21 protein-coding genes, 1 pseudogene and 1 riboswitch are annotated in these 23,852 nt (G+C 65.6%); of the genes and pseudogenes, 16 read left to right on the forward strand and 6 right to left on the reverse strand.

Going from position 1 to position 23,852, the window contains the following annotated elements; all coding sequences use genetic code 11:
- Positions 1-48: 48 nt before the first annotated feature.
- Positions 49-537: an azurin gene (gene azu / locus WH303_RS04080; protein ID WP_339517103.1), complete on the forward strand. Its 489-nt coding sequence runs from the start codon at positions 49-51 to the stop codon at positions 535-537.
- A gap of 161 nt (positions 538-698) precedes the next feature.
- Here azu and WH303_RS04085 read toward each other — a convergent pair whose 3' ends face one another.
- A complete protein-coding gene (locus WH303_RS04085; protein ID WP_339517104.1) occupies positions 699-1,625 on the reverse strand; it encodes a class I SAM-dependent methyltransferase in 927 nt (308 codons plus the stop codon).
- A gap of 193 nt (positions 1,626-1,818) precedes the next feature.
- Between WH303_RS04085 and WH303_RS04090 the strand changes: the two genes are divergently transcribed.
- Together WH303_RS04090 and WH303_RS04095 are read left to right on the forward strand one after the other, a co-directional pair.
- A complete protein-coding gene (locus WH303_RS04090) occupies positions 1,819-2,295 on the forward strand; it encodes a Crp/Fnr family transcriptional regulator (RefSeq protein ID WP_339517105.1) in 477 nt (158 codons plus the stop codon).
- 303 nt (positions 2,296-2,598) lie between these two features.
- Positions 2,599-3,330 carry a hypothetical protein gene (locus WH303_RS04095; RefSeq protein WP_339517106.1) on the forward strand — a complete coding sequence of 244 codons (732 nt, stop codon included), beginning with the start codon at positions 2,599-2,601 and terminating at the stop codon, positions 3,328-3,330.
- A 92-nt stretch (positions 3,331-3,422) separates the two neighbouring features.
- On the opposite strand, the gene WH303_RS04100 is transcribed toward WH303_RS04095, so the two are convergent.
- Complete coding sequence (locus WH303_RS04100; RefSeq protein ID WP_021025692.1) at positions 3,423-3,977, reverse strand: adenine phosphoribosyltransferase; 555 nt, start codon at positions 3,975-3,977, stop codon at positions 3,423-3,425.
- Between the two features lie 139 nt (positions 3,978-4,116).
- Between WH303_RS04100 and WH303_RS04105 the strand changes: the two genes are divergently transcribed.
- The 4 genes from WH303_RS04105 to WH303_RS04120 are packed head-to-tail and all read left to right on the forward strand — an operon-like array spanning position 4,117 to position 7,112.
- Positions 4,117-5,115, forward strand: a complete 999-nt coding sequence (locus WH303_RS04105) for a KpsF/GutQ family sugar-phosphate isomerase (RefSeq protein WP_339517107.1) — start codon at positions 4,117-4,119, stop codon at positions 5,113-5,115.
- Positions 5,115-5,687: a KdsC family phosphatase gene (locus tag WH303_RS04110; protein ID WP_339517108.1), complete on the forward strand. Its 573-nt coding sequence runs from the start codon at positions 5,115-5,117 to the stop codon at positions 5,685-5,687. Before WH303_RS04105 ends, WH303_RS04110 begins: the two co-directional genes overlap by 1 nt.
- On the forward strand, positions 5,684-6,283 hold the full coding sequence (gene lptC, locus WH303_RS04115) for an LPS export ABC transporter periplasmic protein LptC (protein ID WP_339517109.1): 600 nt from the start codon (positions 5,684-5,686) through the stop codon (positions 6,281-6,283). The genes WH303_RS04110 and lptC overlap by 4 nt, the downstream gene beginning before the upstream one ends.
- 7 nt (positions 6,284-6,290) lie before the next feature.
- Positions 6,291-7,112, forward strand: a complete 822-nt coding sequence (locus tag WH303_RS04120; protein ID WP_339517110.1) for an SDR family oxidoreductase — start codon at positions 6,291-6,293, stop codon at positions 7,110-7,112.
- Positions 7,113-7,320: 208 nt separating this feature from the next.
- Here WH303_RS04120 and WH303_RS04125 read toward each other — a convergent pair.
- Both WH303_RS04125 and WH303_RS04130 read right to left on the reverse strand, forming a co-directional pair.
- Positions 7,321-7,866 (reverse strand): annotated as a pseudogene (locus WH303_RS04125) (RNA recognition motif domain-containing protein); the annotation flags it as partial.
- A 255-nt stretch (positions 7,867-8,121) separates the two neighbouring features.
- Positions 8,122-8,517, reverse strand: coding sequence for an RNA recognition motif domain-containing protein (locus tag WH303_RS04130; protein WP_021025438.1), 396 nt, complete (start codon positions 8,515-8,517; stop codon positions 8,122-8,124).
- 231 nt (positions 8,518-8,748) lie between these two features.
- Positions 8,749-8,862, forward strand: a riboswitch (yybP-ykoY riboswitch).
- 96 nt (positions 8,863-8,958) lie between these two features.
- Between WH303_RS04130 and WH303_RS04135 the strand changes: the two genes are divergently transcribed.
- On the forward strand, positions 8,959-9,531 hold the full coding sequence (locus WH303_RS04135; protein ID WP_339517111.1) for a TMEM165/GDT1 family protein: 573 nt from the start codon (positions 8,959-8,961) through the stop codon (positions 9,529-9,531).
- Between the two features lie 112 nt (positions 9,532-9,643).
- Here WH303_RS04135 and putA read toward each other — a convergent pair whose 3' ends face one another.
- Complete coding sequence (gene putA / locus WH303_RS04140; protein ID WP_339517112.1) at positions 9,644-13,507, reverse strand: trifunctional transcriptional regulator/proline dehydrogenase/L-glutamate gamma-semialdehyde dehydrogenase; 3,864 nt, start codon at positions 13,505-13,507, stop codon at positions 9,644-9,646.
- Positions 13,508-13,611: 104 nt separating this feature from the next.
- Here putA and WH303_RS04145 point away from each other — a divergent pair, with 104 nt between their 5' ends.
- The 8 genes from WH303_RS04145 to WH303_RS04180 all read left to right on the forward strand — a co-directional run bounded on the left by WH303_RS04145 (position 13,612) and on the right by WH303_RS04180 (position 22,447).
- A complete protein-coding gene (locus tag WH303_RS04145) occupies positions 13,612-14,103 on the forward strand; it encodes an Lrp/AsnC ligand binding domain-containing protein (protein WP_021025653.1) in 492 nt (163 codons plus the stop codon).
- A 151-nt stretch (positions 14,104-14,254) separates the two neighbouring features.
- Positions 14,255-15,424, forward strand: a complete 1,170-nt coding sequence (gene metX, locus WH303_RS04150; RefSeq protein WP_339517113.1) for a homoserine O-succinyltransferase MetX — start codon at positions 14,255-14,257, stop codon at positions 15,422-15,424.
- Positions 15,421-16,008, forward strand: coding sequence for a methionine biosynthesis protein MetW (gene metW, locus WH303_RS04155; RefSeq protein WP_339517114.1), 588 nt, complete (start codon positions 15,421-15,423; stop codon positions 16,006-16,008). Before metX ends, metW begins: the two co-directional genes overlap by 4 nt.
- Before the next feature lie 147 nt (positions 16,009-16,155).
- A complete protein-coding gene (locus WH303_RS04160) occupies positions 16,156-17,634 on the forward strand; it encodes a M20 family metallopeptidase (RefSeq protein ID WP_339517115.1) in 1,479 nt (492 codons plus the stop codon).
- Positions 17,635-17,728: 94 nt separating this feature from the next.
- Positions 17,729-18,091, forward strand: coding sequence for a Rieske (2Fe-2S) protein (locus WH303_RS04165; protein ID WP_339517116.1), 363 nt, complete (start codon positions 17,729-17,731; stop codon positions 18,089-18,091).
- A 116-nt stretch (positions 18,092-18,207) separates the two neighbouring features.
- Positions 18,208-18,609 carry a YkgJ family cysteine cluster protein gene (locus WH303_RS04170; RefSeq protein WP_021025658.1) on the forward strand — a complete coding sequence of 134 codons (402 nt, stop codon included), beginning with the start codon at positions 18,208-18,210 and terminating at the stop codon, positions 18,607-18,609.
- A gap of 168 nt (positions 18,610-18,777) precedes the next feature.
- Complete coding sequence (locus WH303_RS04175; RefSeq protein WP_339517117.1) at positions 18,778-20,751, forward strand: tetratricopeptide repeat protein; 1,974 nt, start codon at positions 18,778-18,780, stop codon at positions 20,749-20,751.
- A gap of 1 nt (position 20,752) precedes the next feature.
- Entirely contained in the window at positions 20,753-22,447 is a 1,695-nt protein-coding gene (locus tag WH303_RS04180) for a glycosyltransferase (protein WP_339517118.1), read from the forward strand.
- A gap of 43 nt (positions 22,448-22,490) precedes the next feature.
- Here the strand turns inward: WH303_RS04180 and WH303_RS04185 are convergent, their stop codons facing one another.
- The gene (locus tag WH303_RS04185; RefSeq protein WP_339517119.1) at positions 22,491-23,831 is read right to left on the reverse strand and encodes a hypothetical protein; all 1,341 of its coding nucleotides are present in this window, start codon (positions 23,829-23,831) and stop codon (positions 22,491-22,493) included.
- Positions 23,832-23,852 lie beyond the last annotated feature (21 nt).

Raw genomic sequence — 23,852 nt, forward strand, 5'->3', positions numbered from 1 at the left:
GGGATCCACCGCCTGCTTCTTCTTTCTCAACCACCCAAGCGATCCACCATGACATTTTCCTTGCACCATCTTGCCCTTTGCGCCGCCATCCTGGGCGCCAGCAGCGCTGCCTTCGCACAGCCCGCCACGCCCGCCACGGCGCCGGCCCCGGTCTGTGAGGCCCATGTACAAGGCCAGCCGGGCAAAAAGTTTGACCTGACCGAGCTGCGCGTGAGCAAGCGCTGCGCGCAGTTCACCGTGCACCTGCTGCACACCGGCAAAAAGCCCTGGCAGGAAGCGGGCCACAACTGGGTGCTGACGCGCAGCCAGGACACCGAGGCGGTGATCCGCGAAGGCCAGCGCTCAGGCCCCGAGCGCGCCTGGCTCAGCCGGGGCGATGCCCGCGTACTGGCTGCCACGCAGATGCTGTCGGGCGGCGAGCATGCCTCCGTGAGCTTCCCGGTCGAGCGCCTGCGCCAGGGCGAGGACTACACCTATTTCTGCTCCTTCCCCACCCATGCCGAGCCGATGCGCGGCAAGCTGGTCGTCATCGACTAAGAGCCGTTAACACAACCCTTGATACGTCGTTGCCCTGCCTTGTCGTACTACAGTACTGCCTGCGGCAGGACGCCTAGTCGGGGGCGCCTAGTCTCAACCGCAAACCTTCGGTTTGCTGGATCGTGTTACCGGCTCTAAACCGCTGAACCAGCGGCCCAGCCTCAGCTGGGCATGCGGTAGGCCAGCACCTTGAGCGCCCGGTCGGGCGAGACATCGGCAAAGATCGCCGGGTTGGCCACCTGCTCGATGAACTCCAGCTCCGGCGCCAGCGCGGCCATCTGGTCTTGCAAGAAGGCCAGCGGCAGCTCGGGGGCGTTGAGGCAGAGCAGCGCAAAGCCGCCGGGCGCCAGCAGATCGGGCAGGCGCTTGATCAGGCGCGCGTAATCCTTGGTGGCGACAAAGCTGCCCTTTTGGTAGCTGGGCGGGTCCATGATCACCAGCTGGTAAGGCCCGGTGCGGGTGATCTTGCCCCAGCTGCTGAAAATGTCATGGCCCCAGAACTGGCCACCTGCGAGCTGGTTGAGGCGGTGGTTCTGCTGGCCGCTGGCCAAGGCCGCCTTGCTCATGTCGATATTGACCACCTGGCCGGCACCCGCCTGCAGCGCCGCCACCGAAAAGGCGCAGGTATAGGCAAACAGGTTGAGCACGGTGCAGCGCTCGGGATCGGGCTGGCGCGCGATGAACTGGCGCACCCAGCGCCGGCCCTCGGCCATGTCCAGAAACAGACCATGGTTTTGCCCGCGCAGCACATGCACCAGGTAGCGGGCATCGTCTTCCTGCACCGTATGGGGCTCGGGCAGGCTGCCCTGGACCAGGCGGGTCTCGGCCGCGCCCAGCGCCCGGCATTGGTAGACCCAGGTCAGCGCCTCGCCCGTGTAGAGCTGCTGCCAGCGCTGCTGCAGCGCATCGCCCACGCTTTGCAGCGCCTCGTCGGCCAGCGGCGCAAAGCTGGTCAGCACCACCGCCGGTGGGTACAGGTCCAGCGACAGGTGTTCGCAACCGGGAAACAGGCCGCCCCGGCCGTGGAAGAGGCGTTGCGCCTGCTGGCTTGCGGGCATGGTGGCGATGGCCTCTAGTAATGCATGCATGGAATCTGAAAAACGTCTAGGAGAGAAGGTGGGAGGCGGCGTGCTTGGTCAGGAATTGTGGGCTGGGCGATACTTCTTACAAATTTTTGCCCCGCCGCCCAGCCATTGTGCAGCCACTCGGTTAGATTTCTTGGATTAGGAATTTCGATAGATCACTGGTGGATCCACCGCCAGGATTGCGGAGGAGGATTTCATGTTCAGTAGCGCCAATGACATCAAGCCCCTGGTAACAGCCATTAACAACTGCCAGGATGAGGAAAGCATGATCAACCCGCTGACGGCTGCGCAGTGGGAGATCCTGGCCCCGTACCTGACGCAGACCCAGCTGGCGGCATCGCAGGTGCTGTTTCAGCAAGGCACGCAGGAGCGCACCCTGTTTTTCATCGAAAGCGGCAGCCTCAGCGTGCATTTCGAGGACGAAAAGCAGCGCATTCGCCTGGCGATCGTCGGCGCGGGCTCCATTGTCGGCGAAGGCGCGTTCTTCTCGCACCAGCCGCGCAATGCCACTGTGCAGGCGGTGGCCGGTTGCCGCCTCTGGGGGCTGTCGAGCATCCGCTTCACCGAGCTGTGCAACCGCCAGCCCACGGTGGCCGTCGCGCTGGCGATGGCGGCCGGATCGGTGCTGGCCAAGCGCCTGGGCAACCGAAAACGCCGCGTCGCCGCAACATAAAAGCTTGGCATTGGTCAAATCGCGCGCGCTTTTCTGACCAGGGTATGCAATACTCCTTCCTACAATTACAAACGCCTGTTGCGTGATGAAACGGGTGACCATAAGAGAGTCGCGGATGCAGACGCAGCCAACCCCAGGTTTGCGGGCCTGCAAGGCGGGATGCGGCCAGCCAGGCCATATCCCCCAAGGCCTGTGTCTGCGGCTCAAATTCTGATCAGGGTAGGGAGTGGCATGTCTATATTTGCCAAATGGTTCAGTCGACCAGAAAAAAAATCGGCTTTTGCGCCCCTGGGGCCGCAAACCATGTTTGCCGAACCGCTGGGTGTGAGCCAGCACGATATGCTGGCCGCCCAGAGCCCCTTGGTGGCCGCCAAGCCCATGGCTGCGGCACCGCAGCACGACAGCGCAGCGCCCCGCCCCGGAGAGCGCTCGGCCCGCCGGGAGATGGTGTATTCGGCCGTGCGCGAATCCATGGTGCGCTCGGGCATTCTGTCGGCAGGTTACAAATTCAAGGTGCTGGCGCTGGACAAGCGTGCCACGCAGTTCATCGTGATGGTGGACCTGGCCCAGCAGCACTGCGCCTCGCCCGACAAGCTCACCCAGATCGAGGCCTTGATCGCCTACTCGGCCAAGACCCGTTTCGAGATCGTGATCACCTCGGTCTACTGGCGCCTCAATGCCCAGCTGGGTGCCACCAGCTCCAAGGCCCCCAGTGTGGTCACCGCGCCCCAGCCGGCCGTGGTGCCGGTGCCGCTGGGCATGGACCCGGTCGATGAGGCGGAGATTGCCGCCTTCAAGAAAGCCTTGCTCGAGGCGGCGCTGAACCCGGTGCCTGCGCTCGACGGTGCATCGGCTGCAAACCGCGCTGCCACTAGCGCAGCGCCCCGGCCCGCGCCCATCGTGCCGCCTGCGCGCAGCGCCGCACACAATGCCCAGATCGCCCGGGAGGCCGCGCAGCGCGGCGGTGCGCCCGCGCCCACGGCCGACACCAGCTTTGGCGGCCTGAGCAATACCCAGTACGGCGATCTGCACTGAGAAGATATTCGCAGCCTCTGGCGCGGCGCGAAGAGACTTTGCGCGGGTCCTTGGCCGCTCTTTGCTGAGGTGCGAAGGCCGGATGGCCGCAGTCAGTGCCCCGCAAAATCCACCAGCGTGAACAGCGGCAGACCCGCGTCGGTCAGCCGCTTGGAGCCGCCCAGCTCCGGCAGGTCGACAATCGCTGCGCCCTCCATCACCTGGGCGCCCAGCTTTTCCAGCAGCTTCTTGCCGGCCATCATCGTGCCGCCAGTGGCAATCAGGTCGTCGACCAGCAACACCTTGTCGCCGGGCTTGACCGCATCGGCATGCAGCTCCACGGTGGCGCTGCCGTATTCGAGCTCATAGGTTTCTTCGACCGTGGTGAAGGGCAGCTTGCCCTTTTTGCGGATCGGCACAAAGCCCACCTTGAGCTGGTAGGCGATGACCGCGCCGAGGATGAAGCCGCGCGCATCGAGCCCGGCCACCACATCGGGGCGCATGTCGCGTGACATGTAGCGGTGCACAAAGGCATCGATCAGCACATGGAAGACCTGCGGGTTCTGCAGCAGCGGGGTGATGTCCCGGAACTGCACGCCCGGCGCTGGCCAATCGGGAACGGTGCGGATATGGTGACGCAAAAAGGCGTTGACGTCGGGAGCGTGCATGGTGGGCGGGCAGAAAAGGGGAGGAGCCGCCATGGTAGTCCAACTGCGGCAGCAGCAACCGGCGCCCGGCGCAGGTTAAGCATGTTTGGCAATGACCTGCGCCCGCCGGGGCGCGGGCGCTCCGATAAAATCAGCCTCCATGAGCACCCTACAGCCCAAGCGCCCCGTGGAAGCGGCGCAGATTCTGCGCCTGGCGGCGTCTACCTTTGCGATCGAGGCCGAGGCCATAGCGGCACTGGCGCAGCGCCTGGACGACAACTTTGTCCAGGTCGTGCAGCGCATGCTGGACATTCCCGGGCGTGTGGTGGTCACCGGCATGGGCAAGAGCGGGCATGTGGGGCGCAAGATTGCCGCCACCTTGGCATCGACCGGAACGCCAGCATTCTTTGTGCACCCGGGCGAGGCCAGCCATGGCGATCTGGGCATGGTCACGGGCCAGGACCTGGTGCTGGCCATCTCCAACAGCGGCGAGAGTGGCGAGATTTCCGTGCTGCTGCCGGTGCTCAAGCGCCTGGGCGTGCCCGTGGTGGCGATGACGGGCAACCTGCAGTCCTCGATGGCGCGCCATGCCGACTGGGTGCTCAACACCCAGGTCGACAAGGAAGCCTGCCCGCTGAACCTGGCCCCCACGGCGAGCACAACGGCGCAAATGGCGATGGGCGATGCACTGGCCGTGGCGCTGCTGGATGCGCGCGGCTTCAAGGCCGAGGATTTTGCCCGCTCCCACCCCGGTGGCGCGCTGGGCCGCCGCCTGCTCACCCATGTGGCCGATGTGATGCGCACGGGCGATGCGCTGCCCACCGTGCTGCCCAGCGCCAGCTTCAGCGACCTGATGCGCGAGATGAGTGCCAAGGGCATGGGGGCCGCTGCCATCGTCGATGCGCATGGCCTGCTGCAGGGCGTGTTCACCGATGGCGATCTGCGCCGCCGCATTGAGGCCGGTGCCGATTTGCGCGGGCTGACGGCCGCTGAGGTGATGCATGCCACGCCGCGCCAGATATCGGCCGACGCACTGGCGGCCGACGCTGCCGCGATGATGGAGGCCCACCGCATCACCAGCGTGCTGGTGACCGATGCGGCCCAGCGCCTGGTGGGCATCGTGCATGTGGGCGATCTGATGCGGGCCAAGGTGATCTGATGGCCAGCACATTCACCTTGCCCGCCATCACCCCCGCCCAGCACTGGCCCGCTGAGCTGCTGCTGCGCGCCCAGGGCATCAAGATCGTGTTTTTCGATGTGGATGGCGTGCTCACCGATGGGGGCCTGTACATCAGCGAGCAGGGCGAGACGCTCAAGCGCTTCCACACGCTCGACGGCCATGGCCTCAAGATGCTGCGTGAGGCCGGCATTGTGCCGGCCGTCATCACCGGGCGCGATTCGGCACCGCTGCGCCACCGCCTGGCGGCGCTGGGCATCGCGCAGGTGCGCTATGGCACCGAGGACAAGCTGCCCGCCGCCCAGGCCATGCTCGAGGCGCTGGGCCTGGACTGGCACCAGGCGGCTGCGATTGGCGATGACTGGCCGGATCTGCCGGTGCTGCGCCGCTGCCGGCTGGCCTGCGCCCCCGCCAATGCCCACCCCGAAGTGCTGGGCGTGGCACACTGGGTAACCACCCGCCAAGGCGGCGCCGGTGCCGCGCGCGAGCTCTGCGACGCCGTGCTGGCCGCCTGCGGTGCCTATGTCAACCTGCTCGATCGGTACGGACAATGAAATCTCGCCTGCGACGCCTTATCGACCTGTCGTCCATCTACCTGCCGGTGATCCTGATGGGCCTGCTGGCGCTGGGCACCTGGTGGCTGGTGCGCAATGCCCCCAAGCCCCAGAGCGTGCGCGAGCAGGTGGTGGCCGGCCACGAGGTGGATTACTACATGAACGACTTTTCGGTGCGCAGCTTTGACGGCACCGGCGTGCTGACCAGCGAGATCCAGGGCAAGAAGATGCGCCATTACATGGACACCGACACGCTGGAGATCGACACGGCCACGATGCGTGCCATCCGCCAGGATGGCTCCACCACGGTGGCCACCGCCAACCGCGCGCTGTCCAATGCCGATGGCTCCGAAGTGCAGCTGTTTGGCAATGCCAAGGTGGTGCGCAGCAGCAACAAGCCCGGTGCGCCGCAGATGGAGTTCCGGGGCGAGTTTCTGCACGCCTTTGTCAATGAAGAGCGGGTGAGCTCGAACAAGCCCGTCGAGATCATCCGGGGCCAGGACCGGTTCACGGCCGACTCGATGGTCTTCAACAACATCACCCAGGTCGCAGAGCTCAAGGGCCGGGTCAAGGGCGTTCTGCAGCCCGCACGCTGAGCGCCGCATGTCCACCCCCCTGAGCGACGCACCGCTGGTGCTGATCACCGGCGCCTCCAGCGGCATCGGCCAGGCGCTGGCCTGGCGCTACTACCAGGCCGGTTACCGCCTGGCCTTGGTGGCCCGCCGTACCGCGCTGATTGCGGACTGGGCCCAGGCGCAGGCGATGGACGCCAGCCGCTACGCCATCTATGGCGCGGATGTGGCCGACCAGGACCAGACCATTGCTGCCTGCATGCAATGCCTGCAGCAGCAGGGCCTGCCCGATGTGGTGGTGGCCAATGCCGGGGTGAGCTACGGCATCGACACGGCCGAGCGCGAGGACCTGGAGGTCATGGCCCAGACTTATGCGACCAATGTGATTGGCATGGCCGCGACCTTCCATGCCTTTGTGCGGCCCATGCAGGCGCGCGGCAGCGGCAAGCTGGTCGGTATTGCCAGCGTGGCCGGCATACGCGGCCTGCCTGGCCATGGCGCCTACTGCGCCAGCAAGGCGGCGGTCATCAGCTACTGCGAGAGCCTGCGGGTGGAACTACAGCGCAGCGGCGTGCAGGTGGTCACCATCTGCCCGGGCTTTGTCGCCACGCCGCTCACCAGCCACAACCGCTATGGCATGCCCTTCCTGATGCAGCCCGAGGCCTTTGCCGACCAGGCCTTTGCGGTGATTGCCAAGGCGCGCAGCTATGCCGTCATCCCCTGGCAGATGGGCTGGGTGGCCAAGCTGTTGCGCTGCCTGCCCAATGCCCTCTATGACCGCGCGCTGGCCAACCGCCCGCGCAAGCACCGCCACCGCGAGCGGGTGCAAGAGGCGCCACCGGGTCAAGACTGAAAGCAGGTCCTGAGCCGGGCATGAAAAAAGCCCCTGGCGGGGCTTTGTCGTTGCGGTGCGGCACAGCGCCGGGCTGTGCCTGCAGGCATCAATAGTCGTCGTTGTTGTCGTAGCCTTGGTTGCCGCCGCGGTTGCGCGAACCATTGCCGTAGGGGCTGCGGAAGCCGCCATCGCGCTCACCGCCACGATCGCCACCACCAAAGTCGCGGTCATTGCCGCCACGGCCGCCATCGCGACCACCGCGGTCGCCATAACCACCGCCGCCACCGCCGCCGCCGTAGCCGCCGCGATCACCGCCGCCGCCACCGCCGTAACCACCACCACCGCCGCCGCCGTAGCCACCGCCACCACCGCCGCCGTAGCCACCGCCGCCGCCGTAGCCACCGCCACCACCGCCGCCGTAGCCACCACCGCCGCCAAAGCCGCCACGGTTACCGCCGCCGCCGCCAAAGCCACCACCGCGTGGGCCGCCAAAACCACCACCGCCGCTGCGGGGAGGACGGGGCTCCATGGGGCGTGCTTCGTTCACGACCAGATTGCGACCGCCCAGGGGCTGACCGTTCAGACCGTTGACCGCAGCTTGGGCTTCTTCATCGCTGCCCATTTCTACAAAACCGAAACCCTTGGAGCGACCCGTGTCGCGTTCCATCATCACCTTGGCGCTGGTTACGCTGCCAAACTGACCAAAGGCCTGTTCCAGATCGTTGTCGCGAACCTGGTATGGCAAATTACCGACGTAAAGCTTGTTGCCCATTTGAGGGACTCCTGATAACTCTTAAATAATGCGATCGCGCCCTGTAGAACACCGGTCATCTATCGCAGTAGCCCAATGGAGGAATGCTCCATCCTTTATTTTCTGGCATAAAAACCGAGAATGGCATAGTTGTGCCCCTCAGTTGTGGCGCAGAAGCTGCAACCAGATGCAAAAAAGGCCTCAAAGAGGCCTTTTTTCCGGGAAAACCCGTCATCTCACTGTCAAAACCTCTCAGAGGTTTTGGATGCGATGTGCTTAGTAGCTGCCGCCACCGTAGCCACCACGGCCACCGCCGCCGAAGCCACCGCGATCACCACCGCCGCCGAAGCCGCCGCGATCACCACCGCCGAAACCACGGCCACCACCACCGCCGCCGAAGCCGCCGCTGCGTGGAGGACGTGCTTCCATTGGACGTGCTTCGTTCACGACCAGGTTACGACCGCCAAAGCCTTGGCCGTTCACGCCTTCGATAGCAGCTTGTGCTTCAGCGTCCGAACCCATTTCCACAAAGCCGAAGCCCTTGGAACGGCCGGTGTCACGTTCCATCATGACCTTGGCGCTGGAGACGGTACCGAATTGGCTGAAAGTGCTTTCCAGATCGCTGTCACGGAAAGAGTAAGGCAGGTTGCCCACGTAAAGTTTGTTGCCCATTTGAGGACTCCGAAAAAAGTAAAAAAAGCGATGGAGCCTGATGCAATCAACAAACCTGTGACAACTTCCAAGACGGATCACCGCGCGCTCTAGTGTACCCGGGGGCACATTGAGCTTCACCATTATGGGTGAATCGCCTTACGCTGTGTTGACAGTTCCCGCAACCAGCCCTTGGTATTTTCCCTGGCGGGCGTAGGTGTTGCGGCGCAACATCGCTTTTGGGCGTATGATGCGCCAGTCTTTGGGGAGTAGCCTGCTGGGCGCGCGATGCGCCGCAGAGTGTGCGTCAACAAACTTGGGCCTTCGCGGCCTATGGCGTACACGGCATCTGGTGATGAGGATGCTGGGCGAGACCATTGACCACGTTGCGATCCAATGCCGGAGTCGCGATGCGGTCAATGCTGTCTTGCTATATCCGGCTGCAATAACGATCCCCACTCCATGGAAGCCTTTCTCCTCTCGACCGCTGTCGTTGCCCTTGCCGAAATGGGCGACAAGACACAGCTGCTGTCCCTTGTCCTCGCTGCCAAATACCGCAAACCCTGGCTCATTGTGCTGGGCATCTTTGTCTCGACGCTGGTCAACCATGCGCTGGCCGGTGCCGTTGGCGCCTGGATCACCACGATGCTGGGCCCCGATGTGCTGCGCTGGATTCTGGGCGTGTCCTTTATCCTGATGGCCGGCTGGATGCTGATCCCCGACAAGATCGACGAGGACGAAGCGGGCAAGAGCAGCGGCCGCTGGGGCGTGTTCGGCACCACGGTGCTGCTGTTCTTCCTGGCCGAGATGGGCGACAAGACCCAGCTGGCCACCGTGGGCCTGGCCGCCAAGTACCCCGCTTCTTATTACTGGGTGGTTGCTGGCACCACGATCGGCATGATGCTGGCCAATGCGCCGGTGGTCTGGTTTGGCGACAAGATCACCAAGAAACTGCCGATCCGCTGGATCCACCGCGTCTGCGCGGTGATCTTCCTGGTGCTGGGGGTGGCCGCGCTGTTCACGACGATGGACTGATAGCGCTGGCGGCGCTTGCAACACTGCAACGCCCTAACTAAATAAATAAAAGGGCTGGGGATCTTGCGATCTCGAGCCCTTTTTTGATGGGGCTACGCCCCAAGCTTCAGCCTCAGTCCAAGGTCATCAAGCTGGCATTGCCGCCGGCCGCTGCGGTGTTGATGCTGATGGCATGCTCGGCCAGCAGGCGGAACAGCGGCACGCTGCCATCGGCGGCCTGGGCGGTGATCGGCACGATGGCGCCGGCGCGGCCGGCCAGGCGGCTGGCCGTGGGCAGCCAGCCGCTGGCCGCATCGACGATCAGCGCATCAAAGGCTTCGGACTGCACAAAGGCCTGCTCGCTGTGCGCAGACAATTGCACCGAGGCACGCACCGAGGTAGGCAGCTGGGCCAGCAGGCTGGCGTGGCTGCTGCCCGCGGGCCACACGGCGGAGGAGCCAGCAGCGAGCACGGCAGCGAGCTGGGCCAGCAGCAGGCTGCTAGTGCTGGCTACGCAGCCCACGCGCGCACGGCCGCTCAGCACATACAGATTGCGCTCCCCGGTGGGGCCGGGCAGCTCGGCCGCAAAACCGTTGCCGGTATGGGCGGCATAGCGCTGGCACAGCGCTGCCAGATCGCCCTGGCCTTGCTGGCTGGCCCAGCTTTGCAGCGCCTCCAGCGCAGCGGCGGGGGCGGCATCGGCCTGTTCCAGGCCGTGGGCATTGCCGCGCTGGCCGGCGCGGGCGGCCGGGGCCTCGCTACCGGCCATGCGCGGCAGGTGGGCCAGCGCATCCACGGTGGCCGTGGCCGGCATGCGGCTGAGCAGGCGCAGCATGTACAGCGGGCCGCCGGCCTTGGGGCCCGTGCCCGACAGGCCTTCGCCACCAAAGGGCTGCACGCCGACGACGGCGCCGACGATGTTGCGGTTCACATAGATATTGCCGGCATGCGCGGCATTGACCACCTGGTTGATGGTCTCGTCAATGCGGGTGTGCAGGCCCAGGGTGAGCGCGTAGCCGGTGGCATTGATGTCGGCCAGCAGCTGGGGCAGGTTCTCGCGGCGGTAGCGCAGCACATGCAGCACCGGGCCAAAGACCTCGCGCTTGAGCTCGGAGAGCTGGCCGATGGCGATCACCGTGGGCGGCACAAAGGTGCCTTGCGCGCTGGCGCCGCTGTTTTGCCAGACCTGGTGGCCAGCGGCCTGCATGCGGGCAATGTGCTGGTCGATGACGCCCTTGGCCTCGGCGTCGATCACGGGGCCGACATCGGTCTTGAGCTGGCAGGGGTTGCCCAGCTGGAGCTCCTGCATCGCGCCGCGCAGCATGTGCAGCAGGCGGTCGGCCGCTTCTTCCTGCACGCAGAGCACACGCAGCGCCGAGCAGCGCTGGCCGGCCGAGTCAAAGGCCGAGGACAGCACATCGACCACGACCTGCTCGGCCAGCGCGGACGAATCCACGATCATCGCGTTCTGGCCGCCGGTCTCGGCCACCAGGGTGACGGGCTGGCCTTGGGCATCGAGGCGCTGGGCCAGCGTCTTTTGCAGAATGCGAGCCACCTCGGTCGAGCCGGTGAACATGACGGCCTGCACGCGGTGGTCGCCCACCAGGCGGGCACCCACGGTCTCGCCGGTGCCCGGCAGCAGCTGCAACACATCGCGCGGCACGCCGGCCTGCCACAGCGCCTGCACGGCGGCAGCGGCGATCAGCGGGGTCTGCTCGGCTGGCTTGGCCAGCACGGTGTTGCCGGCGGCCAGCGCGGCGGCAATCTGGCCGCTGAAGATGGCCAGCGGGAAGTTCCAGGGGCTGATGCAGACCACCGGGCCCAGCGCCTGGTAATCCGCCTGGCCCCAGCTGCGCACCTGGGCGGCGTAAAAGCGCAGAAAGTCCACGGCCTCGCGCACCTCGGCAATCGCGTTGGCGCAGGTCTTGCCGGCCTCGCGCACCAGCACACCCATCAGGGTGGGCATATGGGCTTCAAGCAGGTCACCGGCCTGGGCGAGGCAATCGGCGCGCTGGGCGGGCGGGGTGGCCTGCCAGCGGGCGGCGGCGGCCTGGGCGGCGGCCAGTGCAAACTCCACCTGCTCGGTCGATGCCTGCGTGACCGTGCCGACCTGGTCGCTGTGGTCGGCCGGGTTCAGCACCGGTTCGCTGGCCTGGGTGGAGGCGGGCGCGCCATCGGCCAGCATCGGCTGGGCATGCCAGGCCATCTGGGCGCTGGCTTGCAGGTCTTGCTGCAGCGCACGCAGGCGGTTGTCGTTGGACAGGTCGAGCCCTGCCGAATTGCTGCGGCTTGCGCCATACAGCGCGCGCGGCTGGGCAATGTGCGGGTTGGGCAGGCCCAGCTGGCCTTCGCTCTGCGCCCATTGCTGGGCGGTGGTCACGGGGTTTTCCACCAGCTTGGCCAGGGGGATGTCCTGGTCGGCAATGCGGTTCACAAAGCTGGTGTTGGCACCGTTCTCCAGCAGGCGGCGCACCAGGTAGGCCAGCAGGGTTTCATGCGTGCCCACCGGGGCATAGATGCGGCAGGGGCGGCCCAGGTTTTCGCTGGCGTTGCGGCCCACGACCTGCTCGTACAGCGGCTCGCCCATGCCGTGCAGGCACTGGAACTCATACTGGCCGGGCTGGTAGCGGGCCGGGTCGGCCAGGTGGTAGATGGTGGCCAAGGTGTGGGCGTTGTGCGTGGCGAACTGGGGGTAGACCGCATCGGGCGCGGCCAGCAGTTGGCGTGCGCAGGCCAGGTAGGACACATCGGTATAGGCCTTGCGGGTGTAGACCGGGTAGCCTTCCAGGCCGTCGATCTGGGCGCGCTTGATCTCGCTGTCCCAGTAGGCGCCCTTGACCAGGCGCACCATCAGCCGGTGCTGGCTGCGGCGGGCCAGGTCGATGATGAAGGCCAGCACATAGGGGCAGCGCTTTTGGTAGGCCTGCACGACAAAACCGATACCGGCAAAACCGGCCAGCTCGGGCGCAAAGCAGAGCTTTTCCAGCAGGTCCAGCGACAGCTCCAGGCGGTCGGCTTCTTCGGCATCGATATTGAGACCGATGTTGTAGCCCTTGGCCAGCACGGCCAGCTGCAGCACCACGGGGTAGAGCTCGGCCATCACGCGGTCGTACTGGGCGCGGCTGTAGCGCGGGTGCAGGGCCGACAGCTTGATCGAGATGCCGGGGCCTTCGTACACGCCCCGGCCATGGCTGGCCTTGCCGATCGCATGGATGGCGTTTTCATAGTCGCACAGGTAGCGCTTGGCGTCGTCGCTGGTCATCGCCGCTTCGCCCAGCATGTCGTAGGAGTAGCGGAAGCCCTTGGCCTCCAGGCGCTCGGCGTTCTTCAGCGCCTCGCCAATCGTCTCGCCGGTGACGAACTGCTCGCCCATCATGCGCATGGCCATGTCCACGCCCTTGCGGATCAGCGGCTCGCCGCCCCGGCCAATGAGGCGGGTGAGCGACTGGCCCAGCGAGCCTTCGCTGTGCGTGGCCACCAGCTTGCCGGTCAGCACCAGGCCCCAGGCAGCGGCATTGACGAACATCGACGGGCTCTTGCCCACGTGGGCCTTCCACTGGCCGTGGGCGATCTTGTCGCGGATCAGCACATCGCGGGTGGCCGTGTCGGGGATGCGCAGCAGCGCCTCGGCCAGGCACATCAGCGCAATGCCTTCTTGCGACGACAGCGCAAACTCCTGCAGCAGGCCTTGCACCAGGCCAGCGCGGCCGCTGTCGGCCTTGCGCTCGCGCAGGGTGCGGGCCAGTTGCAGCGCCAGCGCATCACCCGCCTGGGCAATGGCGGCGGGCGGCGTGGCCTGGGGCAGCAGTGCTTGCAGCGCTTCGGTCTCGGGCTTGCGGTAGGCGGCGGTAATGGCCGCGCGCAGCGCCGAGGCGGGCTGCAAGGCCGATACCAGCTCATTAAAAACAGGAGCGCTTGCGCCAGATGGGCTGCTTTCTGCGGCCGAAAATGGCGAGGTGGTGGAGGGCTGGTTGTCAACAACGGCGTTGGCAGTCATGGCGGGCTCGGTTAGCAAGTAAATAGTGAATGCCGCCAGTGTGATCGTTTGTGGTTTGAATTTCTCTCCATAATAGGCCCCATTCATAGTGAAAAATTCAGCCCATGACCGCCATCATCGACCCGCCGGAGGACCTGGATCGCATCGATCTGCGCATTCTGGCCGTGCTGCAGCGCGATGGCCGCATCTCCAACCTGAAGCTGGCCGAGGCGGTGTCGCTGTCGGCCACGGCCGTGCTGGCCCGCGTGCAGCGCCTGACCAAGGAAGGCTATATCACCGGCTACGAGGCGCGCTTGAACCCGCAAAAGCTGGGCGCGGCGATGCTGGTCTTCATCGAGGTGCTGCTGGACCGCACCACCCCCAATGTATTTGACGAGTTCAAGGCGGCGGTGCAGGTGCGGCCCGAGATCATGGAGTGCCATATGGTGGCCGGCGGCTTTGACTACCTGGTCAAGATCCGCGTAGCCGATATGAACCACTACCGCCACTTTGCCGGTGAGGTTTTGTGGCAGCTGCCCGGCGTGCGCGAGACCCGCACCTACGCGGTGATGGAAGAGGTCAAAAGCTCCAACCGGCTCTACCTGGGCGGCAGCTGATGCAGCACATCTGCGGCCGATTTGCAGTACACTGAGATTTCACGGCGCCGATTTGCTTCAGCTTGCGGGCGCTTTATAAATCCAGCTAAAGACTCGGTAGGCGACTGCATTCCATCGACCCGGCCTCGTTTTTAGCGTTGCCGGGTTTTTTATGTCATTCGTTGCGACACCCCAATCAATGCATTTCCCGGAGGCGCTTCCGCTCCAAAGTGGCGCCTCCATCCGCGACTACCACCTGGCCTACGAGACCTACGGCCAGCTCAACGCCGACCGCTCCAACGCCATCCTGGTCTGCCATGCGCTCAACGCCTCGCACCATGTGGCCGGCCACTACGAGGGCCAGCCCAAGAGCGAGGGCTGGTGGGACAACATGATCGGCCCGGGCAAGCCGGTCGATACCAACCAGTTCTTTGTCATCGGCGTCAACAACCTGGGCTCCTGCTTTGGCTCCACCGGGCCCATGCACCGCAATCCGGATGCAGACAAGGACACGGACCAGGTCTATGGCGCCGATTTCCCCGTCGTCACGGTGGAGGACTGGGTCAATGCCCAGGCACTGCTGCTCGACCGCCTGGGCATCACGCAACTGGCCGCCGTGCTCGGCGGCAGCCTGGGCGGCATGCAGGCGCTGTCCTGGACCTTGCAGTACCCCGACCGCATGCGCCATGCGGTGGTGGTGGCCAGCGCGCCTTGCCTGTCGGCCGAGAACATTGCCTTCAACGAGGTGGCGCGCCGCGCCATCGTGACCGACCCGGATTTCCACGGCGGCCACTTCTACCGCGAGGGCGTGATCCCCAAGCGCGGCCTGCGCATTGCCCGCATGATCGGCCACATCACCTACCTGAGCGACGATGTGATGAACCAGAAGTTCGGCCGCCAGCTGCGCGAAGGCATGGACCTCAAATACAGCACCCAGGATGTGGAGTTCCAGATCGAGAGCTATCTGCGCTACCAGGGCGACAAGTTCAGCGACTACTTTGATGCGAATACCTATTTGCTGATCACCCGTGCGCTCGACTACTTTGACCCGGCCAAGCCCTTTGGCGGCGACCTGACCCAGGCGCTGGCCGGCGCCAAGGCGCGCTTCATGCTGGTGAGCTTCAGCACCGATTGGCGCTTTTCGCCGGCGCGCAGCCGCGAGATCGTCAAGGCCTTGCTCGACAACCGCCGCACTGTCAGCTACGCCGAGATCGACGCGCCCCATGGGCATGACGCCTTCTTGCTGGATGACGCGCGCTACATGGGCGTGATGCGCTCCTATTTTGAAAACATGGCCCGCGAACTGAGCGCCGGCCAGCCCAGCGCCCAGGAGGCCGCATGACCGAAGCTTCTTCCACCTTTCAGGCGATTGCCAACCTGGTGCCTCTGGGCGCACGCGTGCTGGACCTGGGCTGCGGCGATGGCAGCTTGCTGGCCTACCTGCAGCGCGAGCGCCAGTGCAGCGGCTATGGCATCGAGTTTGACGACAGCAATGTGCTGGCCTGCGTGCGCCGGGGCGTGAATGTGCTGCAGCTGAACCTGGAAGACGGCCTGGCCATCTTCGAGGACAACAGCTTTGATATGGTGCTGCAGATCGACACCTTGCAGCATCTGCGCAATGCCGAGGTGATGCTGCGCGAGACCGCGCGCATCGGCAAGCAGGGCGTCGTCGCCTTCCCCAACTTTGCGCACTGGCCCAACCGCCTGTCCATCCTGCAAGGCCGCATGCCGGTGACCAAGCGCCTGCCCTACCAGTGGTACGACACGCCCAATATCCGCGTGGGCACCTTCAAGGATTTCGAGGTGCTGGCGCTCAAGAACAAGCTGCGCATTCTGGACAGCTTTGGCCTGCAGAACGGCGAAGTGCGGCGCTGGCTGCCGAATGCCCGCGCGGGCACGGCGGTGTTCCACTTCGAGCACGCCTGACCCCCACTGCGGGCGCTGCCCGCCGGGGCCCTGCGCTGGATGACGGCAGCAGGGCTTTGCCCGAGGCGATAGCCGGGCGGCGCTGGCGCTGGTACGCTTATGCCTGCGGCTGCCCTTGTCGTGGCAGCACCTCCAGGAGATTCACCCATGAACGCCCGCCTAGACGCCGCCCATCTGCAAGCCGATGCGGCCTTGAGCCACATCAGCCAGCAGTGGGACCGCGATATCCTTCGCCAGCTGACCGACTACATCGCCATCCCCGCCAAGTCGCCGGGCTTTGATGGCAACTGGGAGCAGCATGGTTTCATCGACACGGTGGTGCGCAATGCCGCGAGCTGGATCGAGGCGCAGAAGGTCGAGGGGCTGACCCTGGAGGTGGTGCGCGTGCCGGGCCGCACGCCGGTGCTGTTCTTTGAAGTGCCTGCCACCCAGGCGCAGAGCACGCAGACCGTGCTGATGTACGGCCACCTGGACAAGCAGCCCGAGTTCTCCGGCTGGCGCAATGACCTGGGCCCCTGGACCCCCAAATACGAAGACGGCAAGCTCTATGGCCGGGGCGGCGCCGATGACGGCTATGCCACCTATGCCAGCGTGGCCGCCATCCAGGAGCTCAAGCGCCAGAATGTGCCGCACCCGCGTATCGTCGGCCTGATCGAGACCTGCGAGGAAAGCGGCTCGGGCGACCTGCCGGTCTATATCGACATGCTCAAGCCCCGCCTGGGCGATGTGGGCCTGGTCATCTGCCTCGATAGCGGCGCGGGCAACTACGACCAGCTGTGGCTGACCACCAGCCTGCGCGGCATGGTCGCAGGCACCTTGAAGGTGGAGATCCTCACCGAAGGCGTGCATTCGGGCGATGCCTCGGGTGTCGTGCCCTCGTCCTTCCGCATCATGCGCCAGGTGCTCGACCGCCTCGAAGACAGCAAGACCGGCCGCCTGCTGCCCGAGAGCTTTCACTGCGCGGTGCCCGCTGAGCGCCTGGCCCAGGCGCAGGCCACCGCCGGCATTCTGGGCGATGAGCTGTACAAGCGCTTCCCCTGGGCGCATTTTGACTGCAATGGCTCGAGCCTGTTTGCGCTGCCCACCACCACCGACCCCACGCAGGCGCTGCTCAAGCGCACCTGGGAGCCGACCTTGTCCGTTACCGGCGCCGAAGGCCTGCCCGCGCTGCAGGATGCCGGCAATGTGCTGCGCCCCTATACCGCGTTCAAGCTGAGCCTGCGCCTGCCCCCGCTGGTCGATGCCACGCAGTGCATGCAAGAGCTCAAGACCTTGCTCGAAGACAATGCGCCCTACCAGGCCAAGGTCACCTGGGAAGGGGCCAGCGGCGCCAATGGCTGGAATGCGCCCAACACCAGCGACTGGTTCCTGAACGCGCTCAACCAATCGAGCCGCGCGCACTTTGGCGCCGACTGCGGCTTTATCGGCCAGGGCGGCTCGATCCCGCTGATGGGGATGCTCAGCGCCGGCTTCCCCAAGGCGCAGATGATGGTCTGCGGCGTGCTGGGCCCCAAGAGCAATGCACACGGGCCCAATGAGTTCCTGCATGTGCCCTATGCCAAGAAGCTGACCGCCGCCGTGGCCCAGGTGATTGCCAGCATGCCGACCACGGCTGCCAGCGCATAAATACAGCCAGCCCCCGGGCAGCCGCCGCGTGCCGATGTGCATGGGGCGGCTGCCTTTTCTTTTTGACGACAACGACAAAGACAGCGCGCCCGCCATGACCGAGCCCACCACCCCCACGATCTTGTTTGACGGCACCGAACCCCTCGGTGCCAGCGCCGAGCTACAGGACAACGGCAAGCCCTTTTTCTTTCAGCTGCCCAATGGCCAGAAGGCCTTTGTGATCCGCTGGCAGGGCCAACTGCACGGCTGGATCAATGAGTGCCAGCACGCCAGCGTGCCCATGGATTTTGATGGCGACATTCTGGAGAGCGGCCGCCAGTTCATCCTCTGCCCCTACCACGGCGCCATCTACCAGCCCGATACCGGCAAATGCGTTGGCGGCCCCTGCCGGGGAGCTAGCCTGGATGCAGTGGCGGTGGAAGAGCGCGATGGCGCGGTGTGGCTGAAGCAGGGCTGAACGCCAGCCGGTTCAGCATGCCCAAGCGCCGGCCCCAGGCATCGCTTTGGCGCGATACTGGCGGGCTTGAAAAATAAGCGGCCACTCCTGCCCGGCCGCTTGCGCAGCGCCCCGCCATGAAATCCCCGATCCGAATTGTTGATGTTGACCGCCTGGAGACCTGGACCAAGTACAAGGCCGGGCTCTGCGACAGCTGCGCGGCCAATTGCTGCACGATGCCGCTGGAGGTGCAGCTGCCCGATCTGGTGCGCCTGGGTCTGGTGGACGCCTTTGAGGTGGACAATATCGCGCACAAGCTGATCGCCAAGCGCCTGCTCAAGGCCCGGCTGATCGACCATTACAACCCCAAGCACAATATCTTCACGATGGCGCGCCGCGCCAGTGGCGACTGCCAGTTTCTTGACCCGGTGGCGCGCCGCTGCACCGTGTATGAAAAACGGCCCGAAACCTGCCGCCTGCATCCCAAAAAAGGGCCCAAGCCGGGATTTTGTGCCTATGGGCACAAAGATTTGCAATAAATCCTGCGCCGATTATCGGGGGCTGCTCTGGCCGAGCTGTTGGCTCAGCGCCCCGAGCGCTTTATACAGAGGGTAAATAGTCCTCTAGAATGGCTCGCGCACCTGCTGCAGGTGTGGTCCGGGCCCTGCAAACGCAAGGCGAGGGCATTTTCTCAAGCCAACTAGCCGATGCAAAAATCAAAAATTTTCTGGTCGTTGGGCGTGCTGGCGCTCCTGGCCGCCGTCCTCACGATTTATGGCCTGGGCCTGCACAACGGCCTGGTGTTCGACGATGGCCGGCTGTCGGACGGCACCATTTTTGGCCGCTATGGCAGCTTACTCGAGCCCAAGGTGCGCATGCTGTCCTATGGCAGCTTTGTCTGGGTGCAGTCGCTCTTTGGCGAGAGTATGGCCGTGCAGCGGGTCATCAATATCGTGCTGCACCTGGCCACTTGCTATGCGATATGGCTGCTGGTGTCGGCACTGTTCAAACACACCCAGTTTTCGGACGAGGCGCGGGCAGAGCCGGGTTTTGACACCAATATTCGGATAGCGATATTTGCCGCAGTGGCGCTGTTTGCCGTGCACCCGGTGGGCGTATATGCCGTCGGTTATCTGATCCAGCGCAGCATGGTGATGATGACCTTGTTTTCCGCGCTGGCCTGCTGGGCGTATATCCGCGCCTTGGCGGGGGCGGGGCTGCAGTGGGCGGCGCTGGCCGTGGTTTTCCTGCTCTGCGCCTTGATGAGCAAAGAGCATGCGGTGGTGCTGCCGGCGCTGGCCTTGCCGCTGTATGTGTTTGTCAAATGGCCGTCGTGGAAGAAGCTGCTGGCGATCGCCGTGGCGATTGCCGTGCTGATCGGCCTGTTCACCGCACTGCTGTGGACGCAGCTGGGCGCCTTTGTCGGCGCTGTCGCCACCGATGACACCTCCTGGGCCTATGTGCGCCAGCTCGAGCAGCTCTACCCCGGCATCACCTCGTCAATTTATCCGCTGAGCCTGCTCAACCAGGGCAAGCTGTTTTTCCAGTACGGCCTGCTGTGGTTCCTGCCCAATGTGCAGTGGATGGCGCTGGACCTGCGCCCGGTCTTTCCGCTGAGCTTTGGCAGTCTGCCCCATCTGCTGGGCGGCCTGGGCTATGTGGCACTGGTGGTGGGCAGCGCGGTCCTGCTGCTGCGCAAACGCGATGCCTGGGGTCTGGTGGGCCTGGTGCTGCTGTGCACGGCGCTGCTGTTCAGCACCGAGTTTGTCACCAGCTGGTTGCAAGACCCCTTTGTGCTCTACCGCAGCTATATCTGGGCGATGCTGCTGCCGGCTTTGCTGGCCCTGGTGCTGCTGCTGTTTCCGCGCAAGCTGATGGTAGCCATCGCCTGCGCCGCCGGGCTGGTGCTGACGGCTCTGGCCACGGAGCGCAGCCTGAGCCTCAAGTCTGAGTACAGCGCCTGGAGCGATGCCGCCCAGAAGGTGGACGAGCAGGCCCCCTTCAACGCCTTTGGCCGCTGGCGCCCCTTTATCAACCGGGGTGCGTCGCTGCTGGAAAACCTGATCTACGAGCAGGCGCTGCAGGACTTTGAGAAAGCCGTTGCGCTGCAAGAACCGCTGGGCTCGGCCCAGTTCAACCGGGGCATGACCCTGGAGCTGCTCAAGCGCTACCCCGAGGCGCTGGCCGCGTTTGACAGCGCCCAAAAGCAAGGCTTTGACAATGCGGCGCTGGCCTACCACCAGGCCACGGCCTACAAGATGACGCAGCAGATGGAGCCGGCGTTCCAAAGCTATGCCAAGGCCCTGGCAATGAAGCCCGAAGACGTCTTGCTGCCCAAGATCTTGCTGGAGCAGGCCGAGGTCGCCATCCCCTCCGGCCACTACGACGTGGCCATTGCGAACTACCAGCGCCTGCTGCAGATGTCGCCGGGCAACACCCGCCTGGAGGTGGGCCTGGGCATTGCGTTCATTGGCAAGCGCGATTTTGCGCAGGCCTTGCAGATCTTTGACGCATCGCTCTCGCGCCAGCCCAACCCCCCCGCCTACTACGGCAAGGCCCTGGCCTACCGCGAGCAGGGCGACCGGGCCCAGGCCATTGCCAACCTGCAACGCGCCAGCGCCATGGACCCGGCCAACCCGGTCTACCAGCGCCTGCTGCAGCAACTGCAAGGCGGCCAATAACATGCTGCGCGATTGGCTGGGCCGGCCCCAGGCTGCGCCCTTGCATGCCCAGGCGGGCGATGCGCCGCAGCGCGTGCTGCATGTGGGCAAGTTCTACCCGCCTTACCGGGGCGGCATGGAATCGTTTCTGGCCGATCTGATCGAGCAGCAGCGCGCCAATGGCATTGACGCCCGCGCGGTGGTGCATGGCGATCCGCTGCCCGATGACCCGCCCTGGCTCATCCGTGTGCCGGTGCAGATCACCCTGGTGTTCGCGCCGATTGCGCTGGGTTTTCCGCTGGCGCTGCACCGGGCCATCCGCGACTTTGCGCCCGATGTTCTGCATCTGCACATGCCCAACAATGCGGCATTTTGGGCGCTCATCATGCCCGCCGCGCGCCGGGTGGCCTGGGTCACGCACTGGCATTCGGATGTGCTGATTTCCAAATGGGACAGCCTGCTGCAGCTGTGCTACCAGGTCTACCGGCCCTTCGAGACCAAGCTGCTGCGGCAAAGCGCGGCCATCCTGGCCACCTCGCCGCCCTACATGGCCGCCAGCGTTCCGCTGCAGCGCTGGCTGTTCAAGACCTTGGCGATCCCGCTGGGCCTGAAGCCGCTGGGCCAGGGTGTGCTGGAGCAGGCCCAGGCCGAGGCCCCGCAGCTGCAGCTCTGGGGCGATGCCCGGCTGCGCGTGCTGTCGGTTGGCCGGCTCACCTACTACAAGGGTTTTGACACGCTGGTCTCGGCCGTGGCCGGCTTTGCCGATGTGCAGCTGATCATTGCCGGCGAAGGCGAGCAGCGCAAGGAACTCGAAGCGCTGATTGCGCGCGAGCGCGCCCAGCAAGGCTGTGCCAACGTGCAGCTGCTCGGCCAGGTCAGTGAGGCGCAAAAGCATGCGCTGTTCAACAGCTGCGATATCTTTGCGCTGGCCTCGCGCGAGCGCACCGAGGCCTTTGGCCTGGTGCTGATCGAAGCCATGCAGCATGGCAAGCCCTGCATTGCCTCTGACTTGGATGGCTCGGGCATGTCCTGGGTGGTGGGGCAGTCGGGCAGCGGCCAGTGCTATGCCCCCGACCAGGTGCAGGCCTGGAAAGAGGCCATCCGCCAGGCCCTGGCCGCCAAGGCGCAGCTGGCCGAGCGCGGCTTGGCAGCGCAGCAGGCGGCCGACGCCTATTTCACCATTGGCCAGTGCGAGCGGCGCATTGCCGAGGTCTACGACAGCATCCTGCCCGCCAGCGAGTGGGCACCTGCCCAGGCTGCGGCAGCGGCCAGGCCCTTGCAGGTTGCGGTGGTGCAGCAGGCCGCGCAGTGGCCGCTGCTGCAGCACTGGCAGGCGGCCCACCCCGAGAGCCTGCTGCTCTGCGTCGATGCCAGCGGCCAGCGCCGTGTGGATCCGCAGGCCCTGGGCGGCCTGGCGCAGGTGTCGCTGGCCGACCTGGGCTGGTCCGAGGTGATCGCGCTGGTCCAGCGGCTCGCTGCTGAGCAACCGCTCAGCGCCTTGTCCATCCGCTCTGCCGCCGATCTGCTGAACGAGACGGGCAGCGAGCCATTGCCGGCGCCGCCTGCGGGCTGGTGGCAGCGCTGGCTGGCGCGGCGCGGGGTTCGCCACCTGCAGCTGGGCCGCCATGCCTTGCTCTTGCGGGGCGATGAGATGGCTGCCTGGGCCGGTGCACGCCACGCCCTGGTGGGTGGGCATTTGTTCATGCGCAGCGCCTAGCCAGCGCTTGTCTAGCGCGTAAATTCTTGCCAGGGCGGCTGGCTCAGCAGCCCAGCAGCATGGGCGGGCGCACCACCGCCAGCACGCTGGCGGCCATGCCCGCGCCCAGCAGCAAGCCCCGGCGCCAGTGCGGCCAGTGGCGGGTGACATGCTCCATGCCCAGTGCCGCAGGCGCGGCGGCAAAGAAGATGCCGTAGTTCAGCACGCGCAGCATCCAGTTGGTGTCCAGCAGCCACCACGACGCGGCAACGGCCAGCAGGCCCAGCAGCGCAATGCCCGCAAGCACGCAGACCAGAAAACGGGCCATGCCCGGATCGATCCGCTGCTGGTGAAAGCCCCCCAGCCAGCGCCCGGCACCCACCAGCAAAAAGCCGGCAAGCAGCAGGTTGCCGGACTGGAACAGCAGGAAGCGGATCCAGGAGCCGCCGTACGGTTCCCAGGCCTCTGGTGGCAGCAGATAGGCCTGCATCGTGAGCACCAGCAGCGCAGCGATGCACAGCGACCATCCGGCAGCACGCTGGTGGCGCAGCAAGCCGGCCAGGGCGGCCGCCGGCCAGCGGATGTCGCCATGCCACCAGCGGCGGCTGGCCCAGGCGACGGCGGCCACGGCCACCAGCAGGGCCAGGGAGGCTGGCAGGCTCAGCGGCCAGTGCCGGAAATGGGCCTGGCGCAGGTCGCGCAGCATATCGGTGTAAGGCCCGCCGGGCCAGGCATAGACCGCAAAGCTGGCAAGGCACAGCAGCGCAATGGCCAGGTGGCGCAGGCTCCAGCGGCGCTGGGCAATGCCATGGGCCGCTACCAGCACCAGGCAGAGAAAGACCAGCACCGCATGGCTCAGGATATGGGTAAAGGCGACGGCAGGCAGCGCCAGGAAAAAGGCCAGACCGCCCCGGTGCTGCAACCAGCGCCAGGCCGAGATGGTGCCCAAAAATACCGCCAGCTGCCCCCATTGCTGCGGGCGTGCCTCCAGCAAGGGTGCCCAGAAATAGCTCGACAGCGCCAGCGTTGCAAACACCGGCACCAAGGTCTTGAGCCCCAGGCGGTAGTAGCCCCAGCTCAGGCCCCCGACGACGATAAACACGCCGCAGACCCCCATCCAGGGCATCACCTCGGCGTGGCTGGAGCCGGTCACCCAGGCCGCCTGGCGCAGCGTGTTGACAAAGGCAGGCCCCGAGACCGGCCAGGCCACGCCCTGGTCCAGCTGCTGGGCGATGCCGATCCAGTTCTTCTCGTCGTTGACGCACAGGGGGTAGTTCAGCAGCATGCGCATGGCGCAGGCCAGCAGCGCAAACAGCGCAGCCCATGCCAGCAGTGACAAGACCCGTGTGCGCAGCGCCAGGTAGGGCAGCGGTATCGCGGGCGCAGGCGGTGCGAACGGGGGCATCGTAGGCAAGGACATCAGCGC

It is taken from the genome of Comamonas sp. MYb69 (genome assembly GCF_037479315.1).
Lineage (GTDB): Bacteria > Pseudomonadota > Gammaproteobacteria > Burkholderiales > Burkholderiaceae_C > Comamonas.